General features: G+C 61.5%; 13 protein-coding genes. 1 reads left to right on the top strand and 12 read right to left on the bottom strand.

Going from position 1 to position 10,757, the window contains the following annotated elements; translation table 11 throughout:
• Positions 1-16: 16 nt before the first annotated feature.
• The 8 genes from murB to PLD_RS24025 form a co-directional block, all read right to left on the bottom strand.
• On the bottom strand, positions 17-1,036 hold the full coding sequence (gene murB / locus PLD_RS24060) for a UDP-N-acetylmuramate dehydrogenase (protein ID WP_159897205.1): 1,020 nt from the start codon (positions 1,034-1,036) through the stop codon (positions 17-19).
• On the bottom strand, positions 1,033-1,497 hold the full coding sequence (locus PLD_RS24055) for a low molecular weight protein-tyrosine-phosphatase (protein WP_159897203.1): 465 nt from the start codon (positions 1,495-1,497) through the stop codon (positions 1,033-1,035). Before PLD_RS24055 ends, murB begins: the two co-directional genes overlap by 4 nt.
• Entirely contained in the window at positions 1,497-2,261 is a 765-nt protein-coding gene (gene kdsB, locus PLD_RS24050) for a 3-deoxy-manno-octulosonate cytidylyltransferase (RefSeq protein WP_159897201.1), read from the bottom strand. Before kdsB ends, PLD_RS24055 begins: the two co-directional genes overlap by 1 nt.
• Complete coding sequence (locus tag PLD_RS24045; RefSeq protein ID WP_011060103.1) at positions 2,258-2,443, bottom strand: Trm112 family protein; 186 nt, start codon at positions 2,441-2,443, stop codon at positions 2,258-2,260. The genes kdsB and PLD_RS24045 overlap by 4 nt, the downstream gene beginning before the upstream one ends.
• Positions 2,444-2,467: 24 nt before the next feature.
• On the bottom strand, positions 2,468-3,478 hold the full coding sequence (gene lpxK / locus PLD_RS24040; RefSeq protein WP_159897200.1) for a tetraacyldisaccharide 4'-kinase: 1,011 nt from the start codon (positions 3,476-3,478) through the stop codon (positions 2,468-2,470).
• Positions 3,478-3,906, bottom strand: a complete 429-nt coding sequence (locus PLD_RS24035; protein WP_159897198.1) for a biopolymer transporter ExbD — start codon at positions 3,904-3,906, stop codon at positions 3,478-3,480. Before PLD_RS24035 ends, lpxK begins: the two co-directional genes overlap by 1 nt.
• Positions 3,903-4,538, bottom strand: a complete 636-nt coding sequence (locus PLD_RS24030) for a MotA/TolQ/ExbB proton channel family protein (protein WP_178116205.1) — start codon at positions 4,536-4,538, stop codon at positions 3,903-3,905. The genes PLD_RS24035 and PLD_RS24030 overlap by 4 nt, the downstream gene beginning before the upstream one ends.
• A gap of 98 nt (positions 4,539-4,636) precedes the next feature.
• Positions 4,637-6,871 (bottom strand): DNA internalization-related competence protein ComEC/Rec2, encoded by a 2,235-nt coding sequence (locus PLD_RS24025; protein WP_159897194.1) that lies wholly within the window; start codon positions 6,869-6,871, stop codon positions 4,637-4,639.
• Between the two features lie 139 nt (positions 6,872-7,010).
• Between PLD_RS24025 and PLD_RS24020 the strand changes: the two genes are divergently transcribed.
• Positions 7,011-7,526, top strand: a complete 516-nt coding sequence (locus PLD_RS24020; RefSeq protein WP_159897192.1) for a DUF2062 domain-containing protein — start codon at positions 7,011-7,013, stop codon at positions 7,524-7,526.
• 54 nt (positions 7,527-7,580) lie between these two features.
• On the opposite strand, the gene PLD_RS24015 is transcribed toward PLD_RS24020, so the two are convergent.
• From PLD_RS24015 to PLD_RS24000, 4 genes are all read right to left on the bottom strand, one after another.
• Positions 7,581-8,360: an ABC transporter permease gene (locus PLD_RS24015; protein ID WP_159897190.1), complete on the bottom strand. Its 780-nt coding sequence runs from the start codon at positions 8,358-8,360 to the stop codon at positions 7,581-7,583.
• Positions 8,357-9,289 (bottom strand): ABC transporter ATP-binding protein, encoded by a 933-nt coding sequence (locus PLD_RS24010; protein WP_159897188.1) that lies wholly within the window; start codon positions 9,287-9,289, stop codon positions 8,357-8,359. Before PLD_RS24010 ends, PLD_RS24015 begins: the two co-directional genes overlap by 4 nt.
• Before the next feature lie 133 nt (positions 9,290-9,422).
• Positions 9,423-10,046, bottom strand: coding sequence for a glutathione S-transferase (locus PLD_RS24005; RefSeq protein WP_159897186.1), 624 nt, complete (start codon positions 10,044-10,046; stop codon positions 9,423-9,425).
• A gap of 42 nt (positions 10,047-10,088) precedes the next feature.
• Positions 10,089-10,748: a transglutaminase family protein gene (locus tag PLD_RS24000; protein ID WP_159897184.1), complete on the bottom strand. Its 660-nt coding sequence runs from the start codon at positions 10,746-10,748 to the stop codon at positions 10,089-10,091.
• Positions 10,749-10,757 lie beyond the last annotated feature (9 nt).

The raw sequence follows: 10,757 nt of genomic DNA, 5'->3' as shown, positions 1-10,757 counted from the left end.
TAGTTCAAGAGCCGCCTCAGTACAGATTCGGCTCCATTTCCAGTTCGACATTGAAGCGCTCGGCGATATCGCGCTGGATCCGCCGGGCCAACGCCAACAGCTGCAAGCCAGTGGCCGCACCATAGTTCACCAGCACCAAGGATTGCAGGCGATGAACCCCGGCATCGGCGTCGCGAAAGCCTTTCCAGCCCGCCTGCTCGATCAGCCAGCCGGCCGCCAGCTTGACCTGCCCGTCAGCCTGGGGATAACCCACCAACCCCGGGTGCGACTGTCTGATCTGCGCCGCCAGCTCGGCCGGCACCACTGGGTTCTTGAAGAAACTGCCGGCATTGCCAAGCACCGCAGGGTCCGGCAGTTTTTCACTGCGAATGCTGCAGATCGCCCGGCTGACGTCACTGGCGGTAGGCCGCTCGATGCCCTGCTCGCTCAGGCGCTGACGCACGGGACCGTACTCAAGGTGCAGGTGGTCGGCGCGATTCAAGGCAAAACGCACTCGCAGAATCAGCCAGCGACCTGCTTCATGCTTGAACAGGCTGTCACGGTAAGCAAACTGACACTGGGCCAGATCGAAGTCACGCAGCTCACCGGTCTGACGGTCCAAGGCGCTGAGGCCGACAAACACGTCCTTGACCTCGACTCCATAGGCACCAATGTTCTGCATGGGCGCGGCCCCAACGGTGCCGGGGATCAAGCTCAGGTTCTCCAGGCCGGACAAGCCCTGCTCCAGGGTCCACTGAACGAAGGGGTGCCAGGTTTCCCCAGCTTCGGCCTCCACCACCACCCGCTGGCCGTCATCGCTAAGCACGCGAATGCCGCAGGTGGCCATGCGCAACACCAAAGCCCGGACATCCGCGGTCAGCAACAGGTTGCTACCGCCACCGATAACCAGCAGTGGCAATTGCCGTTGCGCACAATAAGCCAGGGCCTCGCGCACGTCTTCATCACTGTGGGCCTGGGCGAACCATTGCGCCTTGACGTCGACCCCGAAGCTATTGAACGGCTTGAGCGAAACATCGGACTGAATCTGCAAGGTCATAGCCGCCCCTTCAATTCGACCACCAGTCGGTCACAGGCATCCTCGATCAGGTCCAGCACCTGCTCGAACCCCTGCTCACCGTCGTAGTACGGATCTGGCACCTCATCCAGAGAGGCCTCATAGCGGCGCAGAAACAGGTCCAGCTCGGCCTTGCCTTGAGCCGGCTGCAAGGCCTTGAGGTTGCGCAGATTGCTCTGGTCCATGGCGAAAATCAGATCGTAAACCGCGAAATCGGCACGACTGACTTGCTGCGCCCGTTGCGCCGACAAATCGTAACCGCGCCGCAACCCCGCCTGCTGGCTGCGCTTGTCCGGCGCCTTGCCAACGTGCCAATCGCTGGTGCCGGCGGACGCCACCTGCACCTGATGATCCAGGCCGGCTTCGAACAACTTGTGGCGCAACACGCCTTCGGCGGTGGGCGAGCGACAGATATTGCCCAGGCAGACGAACAGAACCCGCATCACGCCTCCAGCAAGCGCCGAACGCGCTCCAGGTCTTCGGCGGTGTCGACGCCAGTAGGCGGTGCCTCCAGCGCATCGGCAACGTGGATGCGCACGCCGTGCCACAGGGCGCGCAACTGCTCCAGGGATTCAGTGTTTTCCAACCAGCACGGCCCCCAACTGACGAAGTCATGGAGAAAACCGGCGCGGTAGGCGTAGATGCCAATGTGACGGCGATAAGGCACGCCTTCCGGCAGTTGATCGCGACGCTTGGCGAACGCGTCACGGGCCCAGGGTAAAGTGGCGCGACTGAAGGTCAGGGCCAGGCCGTTGAGATCACTGACCACTTTGACAACGTTGGGGTTGAACAGCGCCTCCACGTCCTCGATCGGCTCGGCCAGGGTGGCCATGCGCGCTTCGGTGTGGGCCGCCAGATTGGCCGCCACCTGATCAATCACCGCTGGCGGGATCAATGGCTCGTCGCCCTGAACGTTGACCACGATGGCCTCCGCCTCCAGACCTAGCTGGCTGGCGACTTCCGCCAGACGATCGGTACCGGAGTTGTGGTCTTCCCGGGTCAGCACGACGTCAGCGCCGAACCCCTGGCAGGCGTCGACGATACGCTGATCATCGGTGGCCACGACGACTCGCTCGGCGCTGCTCTTGCAAGCCTGCTCCCAGACCCACTGGATCATCGGCTTGCCGGCAATCATCTGCAGCGGCTTGCCAGGCAAGCGGGTAGAGGCGAACCGCGCCGGAATGACCACGGTAAAGGCACTGCTCATTTGTCCAGACGCTCTTCGGTGGTCAGGGTACGGGCTTCGCTTTCCAGCATCACCGGAATGCCGTCACGAATCGGGTAGGCCAGGCCAGCACCTTTGCTGATCAGCTCGGTTTTATCGGCGCTGAGTTTGAGAGGACCTTTGCAAATTGGGCAAGCAAGAATGTCGAGCAGTTTGGTGTCCATGAGGATTCCCTGGATAAAAGCGTATTAAGGCAACAGACGATCAGGTAGCAAACGCATCAACTGGGTGTCGAACCAAGCGATGAAGGCCCGCGACGGCGCCGCATCGACCGCCAGGTACCACCAGTCGGCAGCCGCGAAGTCGCGACACTTGACCGCGTCTTTCTCGGTCATGACCAACGGCAGCGACGGGGTAAAGGCCAAGGCTTGTGCGCTGTATTGGGCGTGGTCGGCAAATGCATGGGGAACAGGCCGCCAGTGTAGCGTTTCAAGGGTATTGAAGAAACGCTGGGGGTTGCCGATGCCCGCCACCGCGTGCACCGCCTGCCCGGGGGCAAAATGCCCCAGCGGACGGCGCTCGCCACTGCGTAGATTGACCAACGCCGAAGGCTTGAGATGAAAGGCGAATCCGTCCTCGCGATCATCGACGGCGCCGTTATACAACAGCGCATCGACGCTTTGCAGGCGCTCCGCAGGCTCACGCAGGGGGCCGGCAGGCAGGCAGCGACGATTGCCCAGCCCACGGGCGGCATCGATCAGCACCAGCTCCAGGTCGCGGGCCAGGCGGTAATGCTGCAGGCCGTCGTCGGAGAAGATCAGGTCCAGCCGCTCGGCCGCCAGCAAGGCCTGCACGGCGCGGCTGCGATCCGGGTCGATCATCAGCGGCACGCCACAGCGTTGAACGATCAATAGCGGCTCGTCACCGGCCACCGCAGCGCTGTCCTGAGCAGCGACCCGCCAAGGCAGTTGCGGCGGCTTGGCACCGTAGCCGCGACTGACCACCCCAACCTTCAGGCCCAGACGCTGACAATGCTCCACCAGCCACAGAATCAGCGGGGTCTTGCCGGTACCGCCGACCGTGATATTGCCCACCACGATCAAGGGCACCGGTGGCTGATAAATGGCACCCTCGCCCGCCAGGAAGCGCTGGCGCTTGTTCTTCACCACTCGGCGGTACAGCCACTCTAGGGGCTGCAACAGTTTCAATGCGCGATGGCCGTCGTACCAGGCGGCGAGCAGACGATCGGAGAGTGCCATCAGGGTGCCGACGCCGCCTCGACGGTGGTCATGCGCAAATGGCTGAAACCGAGCTTGCCGGCTGCGTCCATGGCAGTGATCACCGCTTGATGTTGAGTCTTGCCGTCGGCGCTGATGGACAACGGCAGGCTGGTGTCCCCTGCCGACTCCTTCTGCAAGGCGTCCATCAGGGTTGCCAGATCATTTTTCGGCAGGACCTGATTATTGACCGAGAACACCCCGTCGGCACTGATGGCGATGTCCAATTGCTTGACCTGCTGGTCTTCAGCCGGCGAGCCGCTGACCGCTTCCGGCAGATCGACCCGTAGCTCGGTCTCCCGGGTAAAGGTGGTGGTCACGACGAAAAACAGCAGCAGGATGAACACCACGTCGATCAACGACGCGAGGTTGATGTCTACGGTTTCCCGGGGTTTGCGACGGAATTTCACGCTTTTTCCTCAGCCAGGTCGACATCGCGGTCACCCTGGAGCACTTCCACCAGCTTGATCGCTTCCTGCTCCATGCCCACCACCAGCTCATCAACCCGGCGCTGCAGGAAACGATGGAAGAACACCGCTGGAATCCCCACCATCAAGCCTGCTGCAGTGGTGATCAGGGCCTTGGAAATCCCCCCGGCCAGTATGTGCGCGTTGGATGTCATGCCCGAGCCCATGAACGAGCTGAAGATATCGATCATGCCCAGCACTGTCCCCAAAAGCCCCAACAAAGGCGCCATGGCAGCGATGGTGCCCAGGGCATTGAGGTAGCGCTCCAGCTCATGAATGACCCGGGCCGCCGCCTCCTCGATGCATTCCTTCATGATCTCGCGACCATGCTTGGAGTTGGCCAGCCCGGCCGCGAGGATTTCCCCCAGGGGCGAATTGGCGCGCAGTTCCTTGAGTTTTTCCTTATTGAGTTGCTTGTCCTTGATCCAGCGCCAGGCCTGCCCCAACAAATGTGGTGGCGTGACGCGGCTGGCCCGCAACGTCCACAAACGCTCGGCAATAATGCCCACAGCGACGATGGAACTCAGAATAATGGGCAACATCATCCAGCCGCCGGATTTGACTAATTCCCACACAGTGACAGCCCCCTCGAAAAAGTGCGCCACTCTAACATAGGGGCTGGACGCACCGAAGACCGTGATGTCGCATGTTCAAAGGCGTTGATAGCTCACCGTTATTTAAGGCCTTCCGCCGGCTCGCGCCAGAAACGCCGTTGCGCACGCAGGCCTTCAGCAGCCCCGAAAGTCCCCAGCCGCAGCTTCAAGGCACCCTGCTCGGCACTGTCGTAAATCAGCAGGCCCAACCGCCGGTAACGCGCCAGCACCTGGGGATGAGGATGACCAAAGGCGTTGCCACGGCCGCGGGAAATCAGCACCGCTGTCGGCGCCAGTCGCTGCAACAAGGCCATGGACGACGAGGTGCGACTGCCATGGTGGGGCGCCTGTAGCCAATGCGTGGGGACCGCCAATGGACTGTCGAGCAATGCCCGCTCGGCGCGCGCGTCAATATCGCCGGTCAGCAACAAGCGTTCGCCAGCGGCCTCGACCTGCAGCACGCAGGAGGCCTGGTTTCCGTTCCCGGCCGCCGACCAGTGCCACTGAGTAAAGCGGACGCCGTCCCACTGCCAGCTCAGACCGGACGCACAAGGGGCGGACTGCAGCGCTGCGGGCAAGGCATCAGGCTCGCCGCTGCGCACCTGAGCCACCCGCATTCCGCGCTGGACCGCCAGGGCGCCACCGGCGTGGTCGTTATCAGCGTGGCTGAGGAGCATCAGGTCCAACTGCTTGATCCCCAGTTTGTGCAAGCTCGGCAGTACCACTCGCTCTCCTAGATCAAACTCCGCACCCCGCGCCCCGGCGTCATACAACATGGCGTGCTCACGGGTGCGCAGGATAAAGGACAACCCCTGCCCAACATCCAGTTGCCAGACCTCCACTTCGCCATGGGGCAAGCGCTCCTGGGGCGGCCAGACCGCCAACAGTAACAGCGGCCAACCCAGCACTCGCAACGGCACCCCCTGAGGCAACAGCAGCAACAGCACGCCCAAACTGCCAAGGGCCCATAGCCAAAAGGGAATCAACGGCGCCACCCAGGCCGGGCATAGCCCGGCGATCAGCCCCAGCCACTGGAACAACGCGTCCAGCAATCCACCGGCCAGCCACAGCAACCCCTCGCCCACGTACGGCAGCGGTAGCAACAGACAGCCCAGCAACGCCGTGGGCAGCACCAGTAGGCTGATCCAAGGCACCGCCAACAGGTTGGCCAGCGGCCCGGTAAGGCTGATGGGCAGACCCAGTGCCAGCAGCGGCGGCAACAGGCCAATAGCAATCAGCCATTGCGCCCGAGTCCAGCTCTGCCACCAGCCCCAGGCTCCCAGACGACCGGCAAAAATGAAGATCAGGATTGCCACCGCCGCGAAGGACAACCAGAACCCGGGTTGCAGGCTGACCAACGGCTCAAACAACAACACCGCATTCACGGCCAGCAACAACGGCCAGCCAGCCCCCAGATGACGGAAGCGCAAACGCCACAGCAGCACCAGGGCAACCATCAGACAAGCCCGCTGCACGGGCACATCGAACCCGGCCAGTAACCCGTAGCCCAGCGCCCCGAAAGATGCCAGGGCACAGGCCCAGGGCAGCCAGGGCCAACGCTCGGGCCAGAGGCCATGACGCGCCAGCCTCGCCACCCCGAGGTAGATCAACCCGGCCAACAGGCTGATGTGCTGCCCGGAAATCACCATCAAGTGCACCGTGCCGGTGTCCTGCAACAAGCCCCAATCTTCCCGCGTCAGGCCCGATCCATCGCCCATCACCAGGGCTGCCAGGCCAGCGGCGCGCCCATGCGCCTCGACCTGGAGCACACGCTGGCGCAATCCATCGCGCCAGGCACGAGCAGCAGGCGCCAGTAACTGCCCATCCTTGACCGTACCCGTGGCACCGATGCGTCGGGCCAGCAACCAGGCTTCGTAATCGAAGCCCTGAATATTCAACAGCCCCGACGGACGCCGCAGCTTGACCGCCAGACGCCAACGCTCGCCACTGTTGACTGGCGGGCCACCGTGCCAGGACAGTCGCATCCGCCGCGGCAAACGTTCACGCCGGGCCTGAACCTCTTGCAGCTCAAAACGCACCACTCCCGGCCCCTGCTCTGGCAAACCAACGACCCGTCCTTGCAGCCAGCGAGTTTGCGTGTCCAGGCGCAAAGGCAAGCGATCATCCAGCGCCGACTGCGCAGAAGCACAAGCCCAAGTGAAACCGAAGAGAAAAAATGCCACTGGGTGTGTGCGAAACGGCAGCAGCATCAAGGCCAGTATCGCCATCAGCAGCAACAGCCAGCCCGGCGGCAAGACCGGCAGCACGCCGATGGTCAGCAAACCCGCGGCCAGCGCCAACATTCCTGTACCCATCAACCACCCCATCCTTGGCAGTCCCTACTCTTGGCTTAGTCGAGGATGCGAGGCGCGGCTTTATCATTTGTCACAATGTCTGAATTCTTGCCGGCTAGAATACGGTCATAATCGCCGCCTGCCCCGACCGAGAAGCCTTATGCCCAGGCGCCTATTCAAACGCTACATGCCAGATCCAAACAGAATCCGGGAACACAAATCCTTACGCTTTCTCGGCACCCTGCTGCATGACCCCAACCTCTGGCACCTCAATCGGCACTCGGTAGCCCGAGCCATGGCCGTGGGCCTGTTCAGCGCCTTCATTCCCATTCCGATGCAGATGCTCCTGGCCGCCGTGCTGGCCATCAGGCTGCGGGCCAACATGCCCATCAGTGTCAGTCTGGTTTGGCTGACCAATCCGATCACCATGCCGCCGGTGTTCTTCTGCACCTACAAACTGGGCGCCTGGCTGATGAGTGTGCCACCACGCAGCCTGCCCGAGGCGCTGACCTGGGAGTGGATCAGCAGCGAGCTCGGAACCCTGTGGCAACCTTTTCTCCTGGGCTCGGTGGTGGCTGGCCTAGTGCTGGGAACCGCGGCCTATTGCCTGACCATGCTCTATTGGCGCTGGTGGGTCGGTCGCCAGTGGCATCGACGCAAGCAACAACGCCACTGACAAACAAAAACGGCCTCCCGATTGGAGGCCGCTTTCATCACGCGCTGCGGCGGCTTACTGACGCATGCCGCGCCCGCTGACCAACAGCCGTGCACAGCCGAGGTACAGCACCACGGTTGCCACCAGCATGAAGGTGATGGCCACGCTGATCTTGATGTCCGAGACCCCGAGAATGCCGAAACGGAAGGCGTTGACCATGTGCAGCACTGGGTTGGCCAAGGACACGGTCTGCCAGAACGGCGGCAGCAGGTTGATGGAGTAGAAGACCCCACCCAAATAAGTCAGGGGTGTCAGCACGAAGGTCGGAATGATCGAAATATCGTCGAAATTGCGCGCAAATACCGCATTAATGAAACCCAGCAGCGAGAAGATCGTTGCCGTCAGCACAACCACCAGCACCGTCACGCCCAGGTGATGCACTTGCAGCTTGGTGAAGAACAGCGAGAGCAGGGTCACGATGATCCCCACCATCAGTCCCCGCAGCACCCCACCCAGGGTGTAGCCGATGAGAATGGTGTGCGGCGACACCGGCGACACCATCAGTTCTTCGATCGAGCGCTGGAACTTGCTGCCGAAGAAGCTCGACACCACATTGCCGTAAGAGTTGGTGATCACCGACATCATGATCAAGCCCGGCACGATGTACTCCATATAGGTGAAACCACCCATATCACCGATTTGCCGGCCGATCAGATTACCGAAGATGACGAAGTACAAAACCATGGTGATGGCTGGGGGCAGCAAAGTCTGCGGCCAGATCCGAGTGAAGCGCCGGATCTCGCGGTACACGATGGTGTTGAGGGCCACCAGGTTGGGCTTCAACTCCGAACTCATACCGCCACCTTCGACAGATTTTTCTCCACCAGGGACACGAACAACTCCTCAAGTCGATTGGTTTTATTACGCAGGCTCAAAACCTCGATGTTCTGCAGCGCCAGTTGAGCAAACAGCGCGGTGATGCCCGCAGTCTTGTCTACCTGGACTTCCAGAGTGTGGCTGTCCACCAAGCGGGCCGGGTAGCCGACCAGTTGCGGGGCCACCTTCAGGTCGTTCTTCAGGTCGAGGAGGAAGGTCTCCACATGCAGTTGGCCGAGCAACTGACGCATGCTGGTGTTCTCAACGATGGTGCCGTGATCGATGATGCCGATGTTGCGGCACAACTGCTCAGCCTCTTCCAGGTAATGCGTGGTGAGGATGATGGTGATGCCTTTCTGATTGAGCTCGGTGAGGAAGGCCCACATCGAGCGGCGCAGTTCGATATCGACCCCGGCCGTCGGCTCATCGAGGATCAGCAGGCGCGGCTCATGAACCAGCGCGCGGGCGATCATCAACCGGCGCTTCATGCCGCCAGACAGCGAGCGCGACGGCACGTCACGCTTATCCCATAACCCGAGCTGGGTCAGGTACTGCTCGGCCCGTTCCTTGGCGATTTTCGCCGGAATGCCGTAGTAACCCGCCTGGGTCACGACGATGTCGAAAGTCTTCTCGAACTGATTGAAATTGAATTCCTGCGGCACCACGCCGATGCAACGCTTGAGCGCCGCGGGCTCACGATCCAAGTCGTGGCCGAAGACATTCACGGTGCCGCTGGTCTTGTTCACCAGGGTCGAGAGAATGCCGATGGTCGTGGATTTACCAGCCCCGTTAGGGCCGAGCAGGGCGAAAAAATCGCCTTCGGCAACATCCAGATCGATACCACTCAGGGCCTGGAAACCGTTGCCGTAGGTTTTGGTTAGCTGCCGGATGGACAGAGCGGAACTCATATCGGATTCATGCACCAAGAAGGGGGAGACTTTATAAATAAGGGCGGCCCGAGCCGATTACAACGACACCGGACGCCCGCCATGTTGCGTGCCGCGACCGCGCAAGTACAGTCACGTGTATTGATAGTGGGTATTAAGTCAACGCGGTCATCACCGCCTGACGGTAGGCCGGGCGTTGCTGCAGCCGCTGGTACCAGGCATGCAAATGCACCATCGATGGCCGCTCGATAGGCATCTCGAACCAGGCGTAAATGAAACTGCCCAATGGGATATCGCCCACACCAATGGACTCTCCCGACAAGTAAGGCTGCCCAGCCAGTGTCTGGTCAACCCGAGACAACAGCTCGGCGCACATGGCCTTGGCAGCGTTGATCTGCTCCCAGTCCTGCTGCTGCGCAGGTGTGCGCAACACGCCCCAAAACAACTGCCGAAACGGTTCGGCGAAGGTTGAGGTGGTCCAATCCATCCATTTCTCGGCACTGGCCCGCACCTGCACATCGGCGGGATACCAGTGCGTATCGGCGGCGTACCGGGCAGCGAGGTAACGCACGATGGTGTTGGACTCCCAGAGGACGAAACCTTGGTCTTCAATCAGCGGGATGCGTCCATTAGGGTTCAACGCCCGATACGCTGGCGTGTCTACCACGCCGAAGGCACCACCGGCGTCGAGGGATTCATAGACCAGCCCCAACTCCTCGGCGCACCAGAGTGCCTTCCTGACATTCGACGAGTTCTTGCGCCCCCAGATCTTCAGCATGACCATCCCCCAGTAATGAATGCCGGGGCAGTCTACGCCTGATCAGTCACCACTCAAATCGCTGTGCATGTCCCCCAGCAATGACGATTGCGACGCGCTGAACAGGTGCGGATAGCACTTTTCCAGATGGGCGAAAAAAAACGCTTGCGGGACATCGGCAAACTGGCCGTGGTCCACCAGGTACTCCATCAACTGCTCACCCTTGCGGTTGAAGGGATGAAAAACACTGTCCTGTCGGCCATCGAAATCCAGCGGCGCCACATCGAACAGTTCACACAAGCGCTGATTGAACGCCGGCGTGGCCTTGACCCAGCGTCCTTGCAGATAGAACTCGGTATAACCGTGCATGGCGAACACATCGCTGCGCAGCAACGCCAGCAAGCGCGGGGTCGACAAGTGATTGCGCACATCGGCCAGCCCAATGCGTGCAGCAATCCCGCAATGCCGGGCGCAACCGGCGAGCAAGGTGGCCTTGGGCACGCAATAGCTTTCACCACGGGCCAGGGCATGGCTGCCGCGCAGGGTCTCCGGGTCTCGGCTAAAGGTGTAAGGGTTGTAGCGCACGGCTTCACGCACGGCGTAATAGAGGCTTACCGCTTGCTGCAACGGATCACGGCTGGCACCGCGATGAGATTCGGCGAACTCCACCACCGCAGGGTGGTCACTATCGATGAAGCGGCTGGGACGTAGGTACTCGTGCATGGGCAAAAC

The sequence above is a fragment of the Pseudomonas sp. LD120 genome (genome assembly GCF_009861525.1).
Lineage (GTDB): Bacteria > Pseudomonadota > Gammaproteobacteria > Pseudomonadales > Pseudomonadaceae > Aquipseudomonas.
This window is presented reverse-complemented; position numbering and strand designations above follow the sequence as displayed.

Excerpts from the sequence above, each read along its gene's own strand:
- murB (WP_159897205.1), bottom strand. The coding sequence starts at position 1,036 with ATGACCTTGCAGATTCAGTCCGATGTTTCGCTCAAGCCGTTCAATAGC.
- PLD_RS24055 (WP_159897203.1), bottom strand. The coding sequence starts at position 1,497 with ATGCGGGTTCTGTTCGTCTGCCTGGGCAATATCTGTCGCTCGCCCACC.
- kdsB (WP_159897201.1), bottom strand. The coding sequence starts at position 2,261 with ATGAGCAGTGCCTTTACCGTGGTCATTCCGGCGCGGTTCGCCTCTACC.
- PLD_RS24045 (WP_011060103.1), bottom strand. The coding sequence starts at position 2,443 with ATGGACACCAAACTGCTCGACATTCTTGCTTGCCCAATTTGCAAAGGT.
- lpxK (WP_159897200.1), bottom strand. The coding sequence starts at position 3,478 with ATGGCACTCTCCGATCGTCTGCTCGCCGCCTGGTACGACGGCCATCGC.
- PLD_RS24025 (WP_159897194.1), bottom strand. The coding sequence starts at position 6,871 with ATGGGTACAGGAATGTTGGCGCTGGCCGCGGGTTTGCTGACCATCGGC.
- PLD_RS24020 (WP_159897192.1), top strand. The coding sequence starts at position 7,011 with ATGCCCAGGCGCCTATTCAAACGCTACATGCCAGATCCAAACAGAATC.
- PLD_RS24015 (WP_159897190.1), bottom strand. The coding sequence starts at position 8,360 with ATGAGTTCGGAGTTGAAGCCCAACCTGGTGGCCCTCAACACCATCGTG.
- PLD_RS24010 (WP_159897188.1), bottom strand. The coding sequence starts at position 9,289 with ATGAGTTCCGCTCTGTCCATCCGGCAGCTAACCAAAACCTACGGCAAC.
- PLD_RS24005 (WP_159897186.1), bottom strand. The coding sequence starts at position 10,046 with ATGCTGAAGATCTGGGGGCGCAAGAACTCGTCGAATGTCAGGAAGGCA.
- PLD_RS24000 (WP_159897184.1), bottom strand. The coding sequence starts at position 10,748 with ATGCACGAGTACCTACGTCCCAGCCGCTTCATCGATAGTGACCACCCT.